General features: G+C 42.8%; 16 protein-coding genes. 12 read left to right on the forward strand and 4 right to left on the reverse strand.

The features are described from left to right. The first annotated feature begins 462 nt into the window (after positions 1–462). Positions 463–1,788 (forward strand): branched-chain amino acid transport system II carrier protein, encoded by a 1,326-nt coding sequence (brnQ, locus tag ACLPIE_RS08095; protein ID WP_430261012.1) that lies wholly within the window; start codon positions 463–465, stop codon positions 1,786–1,788. 60 nt (positions 1,789–1,848) lie between these two features. On the opposite strand, the gene ggt is transcribed toward brnQ, so the two are convergent. The 3 genes from ggt to ACLPIE_RS08110 all read right to left on the reverse strand — a co-directional run bounded on the left by ggt (position 1,849) and on the right by ACLPIE_RS08110 (position 5,291). After that, positions 1,849–3,615 carry a gamma-glutamyltransferase gene (gene ggt, locus ACLPIE_RS08100; RefSeq protein WP_430261013.1) on the reverse strand — a complete coding sequence of 589 codons (1,767 nt, stop codon included), beginning with the start codon at positions 3,613–3,615 and terminating at the stop codon, positions 1,849–1,851. Between the two features lie 244 nt (positions 3,616–3,859). Beyond that, positions 3,860–4,462 (reverse strand): peroxiredoxin C, encoded by a 603-nt coding sequence (locus tag ACLPIE_RS08105; protein ID WP_430261014.1) that lies wholly within the window; start codon positions 4,460–4,462, stop codon positions 3,860–3,862. Between the two features lie 217 nt (positions 4,463–4,679). Beyond that, positions 4,680–5,291 (reverse strand): acyl carrier protein phosphodiesterase, encoded by a 612-nt coding sequence (locus ACLPIE_RS08110; RefSeq protein ID WP_430261015.1) that lies wholly within the window; start codon positions 5,289–5,291, stop codon positions 4,680–4,682. Between the two features lie 693 nt (positions 5,292–5,984). Here ACLPIE_RS08110 and queA point away from each other — a divergent pair. The 11 genes from queA to pgpA all read left to right on the forward strand — a co-directional run bounded on the left by queA (position 5,985) and on the right by pgpA (position 16,186). Continuing rightward, positions 5,985–7,055 (forward strand): tRNA preQ1(34) S-adenosylmethionine ribosyltransferase-isomerase QueA, encoded by a 1,071-nt coding sequence (queA, locus tag ACLPIE_RS08115; RefSeq protein WP_430261016.1) that lies wholly within the window; start codon positions 5,985–5,987, stop codon positions 7,053–7,055. A gap of 89 nt (positions 7,056–7,144) precedes the next feature. Further along, positions 7,145–8,272, forward strand: coding sequence for a tRNA guanosine(34) transglycosylase Tgt (tgt, locus tag ACLPIE_RS08120; RefSeq protein ID WP_430261017.1), 1,128 nt, complete (start codon positions 7,145–7,147; stop codon positions 8,270–8,272). A 94-nt stretch (positions 8,273–8,366) separates the two neighbouring features. After that, on the forward strand, positions 8,367–8,699 hold the full coding sequence (gene yajC, locus ACLPIE_RS08125) for a preprotein translocase subunit YajC (protein WP_430261018.1): 333 nt from the start codon (positions 8,367–8,369) through the stop codon (positions 8,697–8,699). A 26-nt stretch (positions 8,700–8,725) separates the two neighbouring features. Then, complete coding sequence (gene secD / locus ACLPIE_RS08130) at positions 8,726–10,573, forward strand: protein translocase subunit SecD (RefSeq protein ID WP_430261019.1); 1,848 nt, start codon at positions 8,726–8,728, stop codon at positions 10,571–10,573. A gap of 10 nt (positions 10,574–10,583) precedes the next feature. After that, the gene (secF, locus tag ACLPIE_RS08135; protein WP_430261020.1) at positions 10,584–11,552 is read left to right on the forward strand and encodes a protein translocase subunit SecF; all 969 of its coding nucleotides are present in this window, start codon (positions 10,584–10,586) and stop codon (positions 11,550–11,552) included. 208 nt (positions 11,553–11,760) lie between these two features. After that, on the forward strand, positions 11,761–12,210 hold the full coding sequence (gene nrdR / locus ACLPIE_RS08140; protein WP_430261021.1) for a transcriptional regulator NrdR: 450 nt from the start codon (positions 11,761–11,763) through the stop codon (positions 12,208–12,210). 5 nt (positions 12,211–12,215) lie between these two features. Continuing rightward, positions 12,216–13,331 (forward strand): bifunctional diaminohydroxyphosphoribosylaminopyrimidine deaminase/5-amino-6-(5-phosphoribosylamino)uracil reductase RibD, encoded by a 1,116-nt coding sequence (gene ribD / locus ACLPIE_RS08145; RefSeq protein ID WP_430261022.1) that lies wholly within the window; start codon positions 12,216–12,218, stop codon positions 13,329–13,331. Between the two features lie 90 nt (positions 13,332–13,421). Then, positions 13,422–13,895 (forward strand): 6,7-dimethyl-8-ribityllumazine synthase, encoded by a 474-nt coding sequence (gene ribH, locus ACLPIE_RS08150; protein WP_430261023.1) that lies wholly within the window; start codon positions 13,422–13,424, stop codon positions 13,893–13,895. A 139-nt stretch (positions 13,896–14,034) separates the two neighbouring features. After that, complete coding sequence (gene nusB / locus ACLPIE_RS08155) at positions 14,035–14,451, forward strand: transcription antitermination factor NusB (RefSeq protein WP_430261024.1); 417 nt, start codon at positions 14,035–14,037, stop codon at positions 14,449–14,451. Between the two features lie 231 nt (positions 14,452–14,682). After that, positions 14,683–15,666: a thiamine-phosphate kinase gene (gene thiL / locus ACLPIE_RS08160; protein WP_430261025.1), complete on the forward strand. Its 984-nt coding sequence runs from the start codon at positions 14,683–14,685 to the stop codon at positions 15,664–15,666. Position 15,667: 1 nt separating this feature from the next. Next, the gene (pgpA, locus tag ACLPIE_RS08165) at positions 15,668–16,186 is read left to right on the forward strand and encodes a phosphatidylglycerophosphatase A (protein WP_430261026.1); all 519 of its coding nucleotides are present in this window, start codon (positions 15,668–15,670) and stop codon (positions 16,184–16,186) included. A gap of 9 nt (positions 16,187–16,195) precedes the next feature. Here pgpA and ACLPIE_RS08170 read toward each other — a convergent pair whose 3' ends face one another. Then, positions 16,196–17,518 carry an MFS transporter gene (locus ACLPIE_RS08170; protein WP_430261027.1) on the reverse strand — a complete coding sequence of 441 codons (1,323 nt, stop codon included), beginning with the start codon at positions 17,516–17,518 and terminating at the stop codon, positions 16,196–16,198. Positions 17,519–17,556 lie beyond the last annotated feature (38 nt).

Genomic DNA, 17,556 nt, shown 5'->3' on the forward strand with positions numbered 1-17,556 from the left:
ATATTAGTAAAGTGAATTCCTCTCATCATTTAATTAATTAACTCTATTAATACATTCTTTTTATATATTATTTTATGAATAGGTGATTTTAAGAAGCGATATACTGCTAATTATCGGTAAAATTTAATGATAAAATGGTGAGTTGTTTATTTTTCGAACAAATCATATAACGGAGATTGTAATTTTCCTGAAAGGAATCACTGGTTCTGAAAGTTAGTTTAGTTATTTCCTCTTGTTTTCAGGTTTGCTATTGCCTTTTTGCCCTATAAAAGTTCTACTTGTTGTCAGTTATTGGCGAATTTTTCTGTTTTTTGATTTTTCATTTGTTAGATACAAAAGAACATACTTTTTTATATTGTTAACAGTATGTTTATCAGAATTCTATCTCGCTATATATATTTCAAAGGGTTGCTAAGTGTATATCCCTAATCTTCTATTTCCGTTACTGAAAATTAACATAATATGGCTCATCGTTTATCATCAAGAGATATCATTGCATTAGGTTTTATGACCTTTGCGTTATTTGTTGGGGCAGGAAATATCATTTTCCCTCCAATGGTTGGTTTACAGGCGGGGGAACTCGTTTGGACCGCCGCGCTAGGTTTTCTTATTACGGGTGTTGGTCTACCGGTTTTAACCGTCATCGCGTTGGCTAAAGTAGGGGGCGGCATTGAAGCTCTCAGTACGCCAGTAGGTAAAGCGGCTGGGTTATTGCTGGCGGTCGTGGCATATTTATCTGTTGGGCCGCTATTCGCCACCCCAAGAACAGCCACTGTATCTTATAAAGTCGGAATTGCACCATTATTTGGTGGTGAATCAGACATGTTGCTTCTGATTTATAGCGTAGTTTACTTTGTTTTAGTCATCGGTATTTCGTTATATCCGGGCAAGTTACTTGATAGCGTAGGGCATATTCTTGCGCCAGTGAAAATGATTGCTTTGGCCATTCTAGGTGTGGCTGCGGTAATGTGGCCTGCGGGTGAGCCAATTCCTTCGACCATTGAATACCGTGATATGGCGTTTTCTAACGGTTTCATTAACGGCTATCTTACCATGGATACCCTTGGAGCGATGGTGTTTGGTATTGTTATTGTCAATGCGGCTCGCTCACGAGGTATTGAGAACTCTTCGTTACTGACTCGTTATACGATGTGGGCTGGCTTAATTGCGGGAGTGTTATTGACTCTGGTGTATTTATCGCTGTTTAAGTTGGGTGAAAACAGTGGTTCTCTGATCCCGAATCCAGAAGATGGTGCTGATATTCTGCATACCTATGTGCAGTACACTTTTGGTGGTTACGGTAGCTTTTTCCTCGCTGTATTAATTTTTGTTGCCTGTATGGTAACGGCCGTGGGTTTAACCTGTGCGTGTGCTGAATTCTTTAGCCGTTATGTGCCAATTTCTTATCGTACACTAGTGTTGATCCTTGGTGTTTTCTCTATGGTGATCTCAAACTTAGGGTTAAGTAAGTTAATTGCCTTTTCTCTACCAGTATTGGTTTCCATCTATCCCCCTTGTATTGTGTTGATCTTACTGAGCTTCACACTCAAGTTTTGGAGGAACCCAACGGTGGTGATTGCCCCAACCATGTTAGTCAGCTTTGTTGTGGGCTTAATTGGCGCGGTGAAAGCTTCTGAACATTTGAAAGTCTACATTCCAGAGTGGATGACTGTGATGCCACTGTATAAACAGGATTTAGTATGGGTTTTGCCAACGCTCGTTGTTTTGGTGGTCGCTATCTTATGTGATAAGTTTGTGTCACCCGCTACGCAACATAAGCAAGTCTAGTAATTTTACGTATTGAATAGAAAGGCCGCTACTTTGCGGCCCTCCTATGTTAGTTATTTGTCAATCAACTCCAACCGCACTACCTGCTGGGCGGCGTACATCGTTAGAGCCGTAGATAAAGCCTTCGCGCACTTTCCCTGAGACGGCGGAGTCATTACCTGAAGAGGTTGCACTGACGCCAGCGCCTTCTGGAATGGCAACCATAATCAATTCAGCGGCTCCCCAAGGCGTTTGTTCAACCATTTTGTATCCCATTTTATCCAATAATCCTAAGGTGTCTTTAGATAGCCCTCTTTGCTCATAATAGACTTCGTCTGGTAACCATTGATGGTGAATACGTGGTGCATTAACGGCTTCCTGTGGTGGCATGCCGTGATCAATAATATTCAAGGCGGTTTGTAAGGTGATGGAGATAATCCTTGAGCCTCCCGGTGAGCCAAGCACTAAGAACACTTTGCCATCTTTCGTTACGATAGTTGGGCTCATGGATGAAAGTGGTCGTTTACCTGGAGCAATAGAATTGCGTTCACCTTGTACTAAACCATACAGGTTTTTTTCGCCCACTTTGGTCGTGAAATCATCCATTTCATCATTTAAGAAAAAGCCTGTTCCTGGCGGGATCACGACAGAACCAAAACGGCCATTAATGGTGTAAGTGGTTGATACTGCATTTCCTTTATCATCGACGACAGAGTAGTGAGTCGTTTCAGGCTTTTCATGAGGCCCCATTCCCGGTTGAACTTGGGTTGATGGCGTGGCTTGATTTGGTTTTATTTCTTTACGTAATTCCTCTGCATAGGCCTTGCTGAGTAGTTTTTCTGTTGGGTTATCGACAAACTCAGGGTCACCGAGGAAGGTATTTCGGTCCATATAAGCATGGCGCATCGCTTCGGTTAGCGTATGAATATAATCCGCAGAATTAAAGCCCATTTCTTTAAGGTCATAACCTTCTAAAATATTTAAGGTTTGGCAAATCGTCACGCCCCCAGAGCTCGGTGGTGGCGCTGAAATAAACTTATAGCCTCGATAAGTACAGGTGACAGGTGTGGTATCGGTGATGGTGTACTCGGCAAAGTCTTTGGCGGTTAAGATCCCCCCATTTTTCTTTGACGCCTCTTCAACAATTTTAGGGATCTCACCTTCATAAAAGGCTGATGGGCCATTTTTTGCTATTTTCTCAAGAGTATTGGCTAAATCTGTTTGGACTAACAAATCTCCGGGCTGATAAGCACTGCCATTCGGTTTCAGAAAAATACGTGCGACTTCAGGGTCTTGTTTGAAACGCTCGGTCGTTGTATCTAGGACGTCAGTGTCTGCACGGGTGAGCACAAAACCTTCTCTGGCAAGTTTGATAGCAGGCTCCATGACTTGCTGGCGGCTCATGGTTCCGTATTTTTCTAACGCATAGTCTAGGCCTTTGACCGTTCCTGGCACACCAGAGGCCAAATAGCCATAAAGGCTAGCATCTTTAATGAGTTTACCCTCTTTATCCAAATACATGTCAGCGTTAGAGGCGGCAGGAGCGGTCTCTCTAAAATTAATAAATAGATCTTTTCCATCGGCTAAGTGGATGGTCATGAAACCACCTCCACCAATATTACCGCAACATGGATTAACAACGGCTTGTGCATAGCCAACTGCTACGGCAGCATCAATGGCATTTCCCCCGGATTTAAGAATATCCGCACCAATTTGGGAGGCTAAGTGTTGAGAGGAAACAACCATGCCTTTTTTTGCTTCAACAGCAGGTTCAGAGGCAGCATATAGATGGGTTGAAACAAATAAGGAAAGCAATAATACCGTAGGTCGTAATGAAGTTTTGAACATGCATATCTCCCAATTTAGGTTAGGTAAGATGTTTAAGCACACAAATAGTAATATTAATAATTTGTTAATTATTTGCGTTCTAAATGTATAACATACAATGGTGTGAAGTGAAGATTATTTGAGTTAAGAAATGTTAACTGGGTGGAATTATTAATAATGGGAAGAGAACAAAATAGACGATGGTTCACAAAAAAAGAAAAAAGCGGGTATCGAACCCGCTTTCTAAAAACAGAATCAGAATTGATTACAGTTTTGTAGAGTTTTTGGTCAGGTAGTCAGCAACGCCTTTCGGAGATGCGTTCATGCCTTCTTTACCTTTTTCCCACTGAGCAGGACAAACGTCACCGTGCTCTTCGTGGAATTGCAGTGCGTCAACCATACGCAGCATTTCGTCGATATTACGGCCTAATGGCAGGTCGTTAACGACTTGGTGACGAACAACACCGTTTTTGTCTACGAGGAAAGAACCACGAAGAGCAACACCCGCTTCTGGGTGCTCAATGCCGTATGCTTTCATGATCTCACGTTTAACATCAGCAACCATCGGATATTTAACTTCACCGATACCACCTTTATCTACAGGTGTTTTACGCCATGCGTTATGAACGAATTCAGAGTCAAAAGACACACCAACAACTTCAACACCACGTTTTTTGAATTCTTCGTAGCGATGATCGAATGCGATCAGCTCTGAAGGGCAAACGAAAGTAAAGTCCATTGGCCAGAAGAAGATCACTGCTGGGCGGCCGTTCAGGTGTTGTTTCAGATTGAAGTTATCAACGATTTCACCGTTACCTAAAACAGCTGCAGCAGTAAAGTCAGGGGCTTGACGTGTTACCAGAACCATAATTTACTCCTATGAGTTTGAATTAAAGGTTTGTTGCCCTTTCTATTCCATGTCGAATGGATATGAGGGCGTAGACTCCCAAAAGAATAAGAAAATATCTTTTGATAATAAAGACATTTAAACCGATTATTGTGATAGTTTTTACCTATTAATGATATTGGTTTATGAAACTAATATCAATAAGATAGTTTTATTCTACCAAAGTACAAGCTTTAATTTATTCCTTTGTGTTTATTGTGACATTTTGTGCAAAAAAATGTTGCAGTGCGTTATCCATCATTTGTGGATAAAATTGAAAGAAAATATTTTCAAGCTTGTCATATTGTAATAAAAAGTCATTAAATGAGCCACTTAGTGCGCTTAACTTTGGTCGCCTTTTCGCCATGCCATTGAGCGATTTTCCCAAATAACTTTTGTCTGCATAGCGAATTAACCATTGCTGAGGCCACAAATATTCATTTAACTCTTGAAATTTTTCAGGGGTATGACAGAGCTGTGGCTCAATAATTGTTCGGCAATTATGGACAAAATCAATTAATGAAATGGTAGGCTCAATGGTTGACCAATGTCGTGACAAAAAGTGATCCCAGACTAAATCTAATGTAATAGGGGCAACCCGGCGATATTCATCACGAAATAGGGCTTTAGCTTCTTTGACCAGCGGGTGGGTATCTGTCGTTCTATCCACGGCTCGATGCATGAAAATACCCGCTACAATCTCAGGCGAGTAAAGGCCAGTAGGATTACCGCGAACATAGTCAGCCATGATATTACCGAGCAAGGAGCTGTCAGCGAGATGGGCTAAGTGGAGGTGGGCTAGGTAGTTCATATCCTAATAATATACCTAATGTCCGTCGTCTTTCAAACCACCGCGTTGTTGGCTGCACTCGCGAACCCTAGTCACATACTGGTGTATGCTCCTAGGGCTTCACTCGTTTGCCGCCTAGCTGTGATTCGAAATCCATAGGACATTACTTGGTAGAGGAATAATGAATCCCTCTAATTTGAAATTCATGGGTATTAGTATTGAGAGGCAAAAGAGAAAATGTTCTTGATAGTTAGAATTGTATGTAATTTGCCTAGCTGTGATTCGGAATCCATAAGACATTACTTGGTGGAGGGAATAAATAATTCCTCTAATTTGAAATTTATGGGTATCAGTATTGAGAAGCAAAAGAAAAAATGTTTTTGATAGTTAGAGTCATAGGTAATTTGCCTAGCTGTGATTCGAAATCCATAGGACATTACTTGGTAGAGAAATAAATAATTCCTCTACTTTGAAATTCATGGGTATCCGTATTGAGAGATAAAAGGAAAAAGGTAGAAATCAACTTGTCATGAAAGCTTAGGGAAATTGAAATGATCCATTCTGTAAATGGATAAATAACATCCAGAATTTTTTGCTAACAAAATATTTGTTAAATAATGGTGTTTTTTTGTTCGTTTTTGCGCTTATTTCTTGCGCCAAAGTCGGTGTGGCACTAGACTAGTTGCCTGTTTTTTTTAGATTGATGTCAATACAATGCGTGTTTCTGATTTTACTTTTGAATTACCCGAAGAACTGATTGCCCACTATCCACAGGCAGAGCGTAGCGCTTGCCGATTATTGAGTCTTGATGGCAGTTCAGGGCAGCTAACGCATGGTATTTTTACGGATGTCTTAGAAAAATTGGAGAAAGGAGATCTACTGGTATTCAATAATACCCGAGTGATCCCTGCGAGGTTATTTGGTCGCAAAGTTAGTGGCGGCAAAATTGAAGTTCTTATTGAACGTATGTTGGATGAACACCGCGTACTGGCTCATGTCAGAGCATCAAAAGCACCGAAAGAAGGCTCTGAACTTTTGTTAGGTGAAGATGAAAGCGTTAATGCAACGATGGTAGCGCGCCACGGCGCACTGTTTGAACTGCGTTTTGATGATGAGCGGGACGTTTTGAGCATTTTGAACCAAATTGGTCATATGCCACTGCCTCCATACATCGACCGGCCTGATGAAGAAGCGGATAAAGAGCTTTATCAAACAGTGTATAGTGAAAAACCAGGGGCTGTAGCAGCACCAACGGCGGGCTTGCACTTTGATGAACCTCTGCTTGAAAAATTGCGCCAAAAAGGTGTTGAAATGGCATTTGTGACTTTGCATGTGGGAGCCGGTACTTTTCAACCTGTACGTGTTGATACTATCGAAGACCACATCATGCATTCAGAATATGCAGAAGTACCACAGGAAGTTGTGGATGCTGTTTTAGCCTGTAAAGCACGAGGTAGTCGGGTTGTTGCTGTCGGGACGACGTCTGTTCGCTCTCTTGAAAGTGCAGCAAAAGCTAGCCAAGATGCACTCATTGCTCCATTTTTCGATGATACCCAGATATTCATTTATCCCGGTTATAAATATCAAGTGATAGATGCACTTATCACCAATTTCCACTTACCAGAATCGACATTAATTATGTTGGTTTCTGCATTTGCTGGATATAAAAATACTATGAATGCGTATAAAGAAGCGGTTGAACAAAAATATCGTTTTTTTAGTTATGGTGATGCGATGTTTATCACGCCAAATACGCATGCAAGCTCCGAGAAAATTGGCGAATAATCAGTTCTAAGCGGCGGCATCGGCTGCTTGCTTAGTAAATTAATATTATTGATAGCACCAGACTGTTTTTCTGCTGCTAGGAGGCAAATGTGAAATACGAATTACAAACGACCGATGGCAATGCTCGTCGCGGTCGCTTAGTGTTTGACCGAGGCGTCGTAGAAACACCTGCGTTTATGCCCGTAGGAACTTACGGCACGGTGAAAGGAATGACGCCTGAAGAAGTTAAAGAAACGGGCGCTCAAATTCTGTTGGGTAACACATTCCACTTGTGGTTGCGTCCGGGGCAAGAAATTATGAAATTGCATGGCGACCTCCATGATTTCATGCAATGGCAAGGGCCAATTTTAACGGATTCAGGGGGCTTTCAAGTCTTTAGTCTTGGCGCAATGCGTAAAATTAAAGAAGAAGGCGTGCACTTTCGTAATCCAATTAATGGTGAGAAGGTCTTCTTAAGCCCTGAAAAGTCGATGGAAATTCAATATGACCTCGGCTCAGATATTGTCATGATTTTCGACGAGTGTACGCCATACCCCGCGGATTGGGATTATGCGAAGACATCAATGGAAATGTCACTGCGTTGGGCTGCACGTAGTCGTCAACGTTTTGACGAGTTAAACAATAAAAATGCGTTATTTGGTATTATTCAAGGCAGTGTTTACGAAGATTTACGAGATATTTCGGTTAAGGGGCTGGTGGAAATTGGCTTTGATGGTTACGCTGTAGGCGGCCTTGCTGTCGGTGAACCGAAAGAAGATATGCATCGTATTTTAGAACACGTTTGCCCGCAAATTCCGGCAGAGAAACCACGTTATTTAATGGGGGTAGGGAAACCGGAAGACTTGGTGGAAGGTGTCCGTCGCGGTATTGATATGTTTGATTGTGTGATGCCAACGCGAAATGCACGAAACGGACATTTATTTGTTACAAACGGCGTGGTAAAAATTCGTAATGCTAAGTATAAATCTGACACCTCATCACTGGATGCAGATTGTGACTGCTATACTTGTCGTCATTATAGCCGCGCTTACTTACATCACCTTGATAGATGTAACGAAATTCTTGGTGCAAGGCTAAATACCATTCATAACTTGCGTTATTATCAACGCTTGATGGCGGGTATTCGTCAAGCCATTGAAAATGGAAATTTTGTAGAGTTCGCAAAAGATTTTTACCAGAAGATAGGTAAACCCGAGCCTTCACTAAATAACGAATGAATTTAAGTGCGAAATGCGATTAATCTGTGTAGCATATCAAACTTAGCTTTTTTGTAGGTAAAATTGCTTTCAATAAAACAATGAGGAAAGTTGAATGAGTTTTTTTATTTCTGATGCAGCAGCATCAGCTGGAGCACCAGCGCAAGGTAGCCCATATACAATGGTTATCATGCTTGTTGTTTTTGCGCTGATCTTCTATTTCATGATTTTGCGTCCACAGCAAAAACGTGCGAAAGAACACCGCAAATTGATGGAATCTATCACCAAAGGTGATGAAGTTTTAACAACTGGCGGTTTAATCGGGCGTGTGACTAAAGTGTCTGAAACGGGTTATGTGGTTCTTGAGTTGAGTGAGAACACAGAAGTAACCATCAAACGTGATTTTGTTGCTGCTGTTTTACCTAAAGGCACAATGAAAGCAATTTAATTCTGATTCTCCCGAAGGGAACTGCCGTGCTAAACCGTTATCCTTTGTGGAAGTATCTGATGTTGATCTTTGCGATCCTCATCGGTCTGCTTTATGCACTTCCAAACCTATATGGTGAGGATCCGGCTGTTCAGATCACTGGCGTGCGGGGAACCGCCGCCAATGAACAAACGCTGATCCAAGTCCAAAAATCGTTAAAAGACGATAAGATCGAGAGTAAATCTATCTCTCTAGAAAATGGGGCCATTTTAGCCCGTTTCAACAACTCTGATGTTCAATTACGTGCACGTGAAGTGATCATGAATGCACTGGGTGATCAGTATGTTGTTGCATTAAACCTTGCACCTGCAACGCCTAAGTGGCTTGAAGCTATCGGTGGCGAACCGATGAAGCTGGGTCTTGACCTGCGTGGTGGGGTTCACTTCCTAATGGAAGTTGATATGGACACTGCATTAGGTAAATTGCAGGAACAAAACATGGATGGTTTACGTAATGACTTGCGTCAAGAAGGCATTCCGTACTCTTCTATTCGTAAAGGCAATGATTATAGCGTTGAAGTTCGCTTCCGTAACGCTGACGATCGTAGCAAAGCAGAAAAAGCACTGGCACGTAAATACCCTGATTTAGTGTTCAGTGATGGCAGTGACAACACAATGATCGCTGTCATGACCGACGAGCGCTTACGTGAAGCTCGTAACTATGCGGTTTCTCAGAATATTACCATCATTCGTAACCGTGTGAACCAATTAGGGGTTGCTGAACCATTAGTGCAACGCCAAGGTGCTGACCGAATCGTTGTTGAATTACCAGGTATTCAAGATACTGCTCGCGCAAAAGAGATTTTAGGCGCGACGGCAACGTTAGAGTTCCGTTTAGTTAATACCAGTATTGACTCATCAGCGGCTGAAAGTGGTCGTGTTCCCGGTGATTCAGAGGTTAAATATGACCGTGAAGGCATGCCTTATGTGCTGTATAAGCGTGTTATTTTAACGGGTGACCACATTACGGACTCAACATCAGAAGCTGATGAAAATGGTCAACCACAAGTGAGTATCAGCCTTGATAGTTCTGGTGGTTCTATCATGTCTGACTTTACACGTGATAACCAAGACAAACTGATGGCGACATTGTTTGTTGAATATAAAGACAGTGGCAAAAAAGATGCAACCGGCCGTTCTATCTTGGTAAAAGACGAAAAAGTTATCAATGCGGCACGTATTTCTGCACGCTTCGGTAGCAAATTCCGTATTACGGGTATTAACAACGGGAATGAAGCTCGTCAGCTTTCATTATTGTTGCGTGCAGGTGCGTTGATTGCACCAATTCAAATCGTTGAAGAACGTACAATTGGTCCAACATTGGGGCTGCAAAATATCGAACAAGGTCTGAAGGCGTGTATCGCGGGTCTGTTAGCGTCAATTCTGTTTATGATTATCTACTATCGTAAATTTGGTTTGATTGCGAGTAGCGCGCTGTTGGCAAACTTGGTGTTAATTGTGGGTGTTATGTCCTTATTACCAGGAGCGACACTTACCATGCCAGGTATCGCCGGTATCGTGTTAACCCTTGCGGTTGCGGTTGATGCAAACGTTCTAATTAATGAGCGGATAAAAGAAGAGCTGCGAAATGGGCGGTCTGTCCAGCAAGCGATTCATGAAGGCTATAAAGGCGCCTTCTCAAGTATTACAGACGCAAACTTAACGACGCTGATTACTGCAATTATTCTTTACGCAGTGGGTACAGGCTCGATTAAAGGCTTTGCGATTACGACAGCGATTGGTGTCGCAACCTCTATGTTTACAGCTATTGTTGGTACACGTGCTATCGTGAACCTGCTTTACGGCGGTAAACGTATTAACAAGCTGTCAATTTAAGGAGCACGTTGTGGCACAGGATTATACTGTTGAACAATTGAACTATGGTCGTAAAGTTTATGACTTTATGCGCTGGGACAACGTTGCCTTTAGTATTTCAATCGTATTACTGATTGCTTCTTTTGTGATTATTGGCGTCAAAGGTTTTAACTGGGGCTTAGATTTCACAGGGGGAACGGTAATTGAAATCAACTTAAGTCAGCCAGCTGATTTGGATAAGATCCGTGATAGCTTATCTAACTCAAACCATAAAGACCCATTAATTCAGAACTTTGGTAGCAGCCGTGACATCATGATCCGCATTCCGCCAATTGAAGGGACTGCGGGGCAAGAAGTTGGCAAAGAGATCATCACCATTATCAACCAAAATGTGGATGAGAAAGCGACGGTAAAACGTATTGAATTCGTTGGCCCGAGTGTCGGTGCTGAATTGGCGCAAACAGGGGCATTGGCTCTGTTAACTGCGCTGATTTGTATCCTGATTTACGTCGGGTTCCGTTTTGAATGGCGTTTAGCGGCAGGGGCTGTATTGTCTCTTGCGCATGACGTGGTGATCACTTTAGGTATTCTGTCCTTGTTCCATATAGAGATAGATATGACTATCGTGGCATCATTGATGTCAGTAATCGGTTACTCGCTGAACGACAGTATCGTTGTATCAGACCGTATCCGTGAAAACTTCCGTAAAATTCGTCGCGGTACACCGTACGAAATCATGAACGTCTCTTTGACACAAACATTGAGCCGTACCATCATGACGTCAGCGACCACATTATTAGTGGTTCTGATGCTGTACCTGTTTGGTGGCGCGATGCTGGAAGGCTTCTCATTGGTTATGTTAATTGGTGTGACAATCGGTACTATCTCATCGATTTATGTGGCTTCTGCATTAGCACTGAAGATGGGTATGAAGCGTGAACACTTGATTCAAGCGAAAGTCGAGAAAGAAGGTGCAGACCACGAGTCATTACTGCCTTAAGCTTAGATAGCAAGGTTAAAATGAGTTGGTTTTAGTCAGTTAAAATCAACTCAGACTCAATATAATTTGAGTTGTCGATGGAAAATTAAACCTTCTTCTTGCACAAATTATGATGCGTTATGAACACCCTGTAAGCACTATCTTACAGGGTGTTTTTTCTTGCATAGTAGGGTAAACTAACTCTCCGTAAATAGATTCAGGAAACGCTATGCACTGCCCATTCTGCTCAGCTGTAGATACGAAAGTCATCGACTCGCGTCTGGTTGGTGAAGGCTCTCAAGTACGCAGGCGCCGGCAATGTTTGCTTTGTCATGAACGCTTTACCACTTTCGAAGTTGCAGAGCTGGTTATGCCCCGGGTTATTAAAAGTGACGAAGTTCGTGAGCCGTTTGATGAAGAAAAGCTTAACCGTGGTATGCAAAAAGCACTAGAAAAACGCCCAGTGAGCTCAGATGACATTGAACAAGCCATTATTTCAATCAAATCCCAGTTACGAGCCACGGGGGAGCGTGAAGTTCCATCTAAACTTATTGGGAGCTTGGTAATGGAAGAACTCAGAAAGCTTGATAAAGTCGCCTATATTCGTTTTGCTTCTGTTTACCGTAGCTTTGAAGATGTGCGTGAGTTTGGCGAAGAAATCGCTAAATTACAGGATTAACGCAAATGACTGAACAAGATAGCATTTATATGGCTCGTGCTTTTGAGCTTGCTAAAAAGGGGCGCTTTACCACATCACCAAACCCGAATGTCGGTTGCGTTATTGTTCGTGATGGCGTTATTGTCGGAGAAGGTTATCACCAAAAAGCGGGTGAGCCTCACGCTGAAGTTCATGCGCTGAGAATGGCGGGTGAAAAGGCTCAAGGTGCAACTGCCTATGTAACATTAGAGCCTTGTAGCCATCATGGAAGAACGCCGCCTTGCGCCGAAGCGTTAATTAATGCAGGGGTAAGCCGTGTGGTGGCTGCCATGCAAGACCCAAACCCGCAAGTTGCAGGTCGCGGCCTGTATATGTTATCTCAAGCGGGAATTGAAACTCGCAGTAATCTCCTTTTAGACCAAGCGGAAGCAGCTAATCGTGGTTTCTTAAAGCGTATGCGAACAGGCTTCCCTTATATCCAGTTAAAATTAGCGGCCTCGCTAGATGGTAGAACGGCACTTGAGTCTGGTGAAAGTAAGTGGATAACGAGCCCAGCAGCCCGTAAAGATGTGCAGGCGTTTCGTGCAGAAGCTAGTGCGATTTTAAGCACCAGTAGCACCGTGGTTGCGGATGACCCCTCTTTGACAGTACGTTGGGATGAACTACCTGCCGACGTTCAACAAAGCTATCCAGAAGAACAATTGCGCCAGCCGATCCGCATTATCTTAGATAACCATCATCGTGTAACGGCAAGCCATAAAGTCACGCAGCATGATGGCGAGTGTTGGTTAGTTAGTGCCAATCCAAGCAACCAAGTCATAGATAAAGGGAATATTGAGCAAATAGCTATTCCCACAGATGATAATGGGACTGATCTTGTGATTTTAATGATGCAGCTTGCTAAGCGGAATGTGAACAGCATCTGGGTAGAAGCGGGTGCAAAGTTAGCGGGTTCATTATTAAAGCTCGGCTTAGTCGATGAATTAATTGTGTATATTGCGCCTAAATTATTAGGGAGCAGTGCTCGAGGTTTGGTGGATTTCCCACCACTCAATGCATTAGCTGATGCCCCAAAGTTTGAATTTACAGATGTGGAAAAAGTCGGAGATGACCTACGAGTCAGGCTTCGTCCTGTATGGTAAGTGCGTTTTTTTGAAAATCGAGCGTACGGTAACAAAAGAATGTGATAAAATCCGCGCCCCGCGGGTTATAATTAATATTAGAGGAAGGTTATGAACGTAATTAAAGGTGTCGTTGCTGCGCCAAAAGCGCGTATTGCTATCGCTATCGCTCGTTTTAACAACTTTATTAATGATAGTCTGCTGGAAGGTGCTATTGATGCGTTAGAACGCATTGGTCAGGTTTCAAATGACAATATTACTATTGTTTGGGTTCCAGGTGCCTATGAGCTGCCGTTAACCACCAAAGCACTGGTGGAAACGAAAAAATATGATGCAGTCATTGCATTAGGTACGGTTATTCGTGGTGGCACAGCTCACTTTGAATACGTGGCTGGTGAGTGTAGCTCTGGCCTGTCTCACGTTGCAATGAACAGCGAAGTTCCCGTTACTTTTGGTGTGTTAACGACTGAAAATATCGAGCAAGCTATTGAACGTGCAGGGACTAAAGCAGGTAATAAAGGTGCAGAAGCTGCGCTGACTGCACTAGAAATGATTAATGTAATTAAAGCCATTAAAGGCAAATAATACACGTCATATATCGAGAGGTATAGTTTTTTATTTTGATAATTAGTGTAATCGTGTTGTCTTAACGCTAATTGTTAGGCTAAGCTTTCTATACACTCGAATATTTACGTGTACAGTTTTTAATTTTAAGGGGAATCTTGTGAAACCTGCTGCTCGTCGCCGCGCTCGTGAGTGTGCTGTGCAAGCCATTTATTCATGGCAATTATCTGGCAATCCAATTGCTGACGTCGAATATGAGTTTATTGCTGAACAGGACATGTCTGACGTTGACGTAAACTATTTTCGTGAACTGTTATCAGGTGTTGCAACGAACGCAACAAAACTTGATCAACTGATGGCACCGTATTTATCTCGTCAGCTCGAAGAGTTAGGGCAAGTAGAAAAAGCGATTTTACGTGTTTCTATGTTTGAGCTCAGTTTCCGAGAAGATGTTCCTTACAAAGTTGCAATTAACGAAGGTATTGAGCTGGCTAAAGTCTTTGGCGCAGAAGATAGCCATAAGTTTGTCAATGGCGTACTGGATAAAGCAGCTCCTGCTGTTCGTCGTAAAAAGTAAAAAATCAGGGTTCCCCCCTGTAAGATCACCGTAGTCAAAAGGTAGGCTGGTTTCCAGTCTGCCTTCATATTTGTATGCTTGTGATATTTCAAATCGTAGGTTTTTGTTATTTCTATTGTAATGAGATGATATACGGATTGATAATTTCACCTGTTATTTGAATTAGTTAGAGTATGAATTACTTGTTTTACTTAAAACGAAAATAGTTATAGCGAACACGGAAAATCTACCATGTCATATGGCGAATTTGACCTCATCGCGCGTTATTTTAACCGTCACACAACTAACCGACGTGATGTCAATATCGGTATTGGGGATGACTGTGCGTTGATGACCCTTCCAGAAAAACAGCAACTTGCTGTGAGTACTGATACTCTCGTTTCGGGGATTCATTTCCTACCTACTATTTCCCCTGATGATCTTGCTTATAAATCGTTAGCGTCTAATTTAAGTGATCTTGCCGCAATGGGGGCTGATCCTGCTTGGGTTTCTTTAGCGATCACATTACCTTGCGTTGATTGTGCTTGGTTACAGTCGTTTAGCGATAGCTTATTTGAGCAGTTGCATTATTACGGTATGCAGCTAATTGGCGGTGATACTACTCGCGGACCTATGAGCCTAACTTATACTGTTCATGGGTTAGTGCCACAAGGAAAAGCCTTGTCCCGCGCAGGTGCACATAATGGTGATTGGATTTATGTCACGGGCACATTAGGTGATAGCGCGGCGGGTCTGGCTATTTTACAAGATAGGTTAAACGTAAAAAATAGCGAATATAAAGAGTGGCTACTTGCCCGTCATTTACGCCCACAACCCCGTATTTTGCAAGGCCAAGCACTTCGCAATTTAGCGTCCTCTGCGATTGATGTTTCGGATGGCTTGATTTCTGATCTTAACCATATATTGAAGGCCAGCGGGTGTGGGGCTCGAATTAATTTGGATTCTTTGCCTCAGTCGGAGGCGTTAAAACAAAGTTGCAGCGTTGAGCAAAGCCGCTTATGGTCGCTCGGTGGGGGGGAGGACTATGAGTTATGCTTCACCGTACCTGAGATAAACCGTGGTGCACTAGAAATGGCGTTAGCCCATACAGGCTCAGGATTTACGTGTATTGGGCAAATCAAACCACAGTCTGAAGGCATTCGCTATTTTTGCAATAATCAAGAAGTTGATGTAAACCTTAAAGGTTTTGATCATTTTGTTTCGGAAGGTGCGTAGTATGGCGACTCGCCAAGAGAAAGCGGAAGCAAAAAAACGGCTGAATATGCGTAATCCTTGGCATTTATTGGCCACAGGGTTTGGCAGTGGACTTTCGCCTATTGTGCCGGGCACAATGGGCTCTCTTGCTGCGATACCTTTTTGGTTATTAATGGCGAGAATGCCAGTTTGGAGCCTATGGGTCTTGATTATCGTTGGGTTTTGGTTGGGCTGTATGATTTGCCAGCGCACTTCCGACGATATGAAAATTCATGATCATGGTAGTATTGTTTGGGATGAGTTTATTGGCATGTGGATAACGCTGATGGCTATTCCTGTGGTTGATTTTGAGTGGGTGGTTACCGCATTTTTCATTTTCCGCATTTATGATATGTGGAAACCGTGGCCAATACGTATCTTTGATAGGAAGGTAAGTGGCGGTTTTGGCATCATGATTGATGATATTATTGCCGCCATTTTTGCCTATGTGACTATTTGGTTGTTGGTTTGGGCTGATATCATGCCATTTTCAACTAATTAATACGACGCGTCATGTTTTGCGCCGAATCCCCATTACAGAGGTTTGTGCTAAGGTTAATCCTTTGGTTTCTGGTGCAAATAGAATAGAAACTATCAGGCCTACTAACGAAACACCGGCTCCCATTAGTACTGCTGCGCTGACCCCGTATTGAGTGATAAACAAGGGTAATGCCCACGTTGAGAAAATGGTGCCAATACGGCTGATAGACATGATCACGCCAACGGCAGATGCGCGAATATCCGTTGGAAACAGCTCATTAGGGTAAAGCCACTGCAATATCCCCGGCCCCCCAGAGAAAAATGCGTAAATACCAAACATGATAATCACGAGGCAAATACCGAGGTTAGAGAAGAATCCTAGTACTGCTAATGCAAGCGTCATCAAAGCAAAACTGCCAATAAGAAGTGGTCGCCTTCCCATTTTATTTAGCCAATACATGGCGGGAACGCAACCTAACATAAAGAATAAGCTGATAACGACGTTTCCTAGAGCCGCATTTTTCCCTTGATCCCAGCCCAATTGACCAACAATTTGCGGGCCAAAGGTATAGATAGCGAACATTGGGATCACTTGGCAAGTCCAAATAATGGCGGTAAATATGACAAAAGAGAAATGTCGTTTATTGAATAGCTGTAGGAAATGTGTTTTCTCTTGATCTTCGGCTTCAAAGACTACAGGCTGACCAAACAACTTTTCCATCATGTTTTCACATTCTTTGACTCGACCGTTGCGAATAAGCCAAAGTGGGGATTCCGGTAAATCAAAGCGACCGATTAAAATGACTATGCAGGGGAGAACTGCACTGCCGAGCATCCAACGCCAGCCATCTTGAATGTCATAAAGCATATAACCAACGAGATTGGCACAGGTGGCACCGATATACCACATAGCGGCAATAAATCCGACTGCAAATGCACGTTGTTTGGTATTGGAAAATTCAGTGATCATTGATGTGGCAATTGGGTAGTCTGCGCCTATTACAATTCCGATTAAGAACCGCATGATAAGCAGCTCCATCGGTGTTGAGACAAACATGGTTGCAACAGAAATGACGCCGATCGCAACGATGTCAATTAAGAACATTTTACGGCGACCTACTTGGTCACAGATATAACCGAATAGTGAGGTTCCTATGAAGAGGCCGGCTAATGTGGCTGCACCGAGTAAGCCAACCCATTCGCTGCTTAAGCTTAATAGAGGGGTAAGCTGCTCTAAAGCAACGCCAATCAGGACTAATACATAACCATCCAGAAAAGGCCCTCCGCTACCCCACAGCATGATCCGCCGATGAACGGAAGAAAATTGAATGTCATCAAAACTTTTTGGTTTCATTATGTATGTGTCCCTAAGCAGCGCAAATTAACGCTCAA

The organism is Providencia sp. Me31A, from assembly GCF_050487165.1.
Lineage (GTDB): Bacteria > Pseudomonadota > Gammaproteobacteria > Enterobacterales > Enterobacteriaceae > Providencia.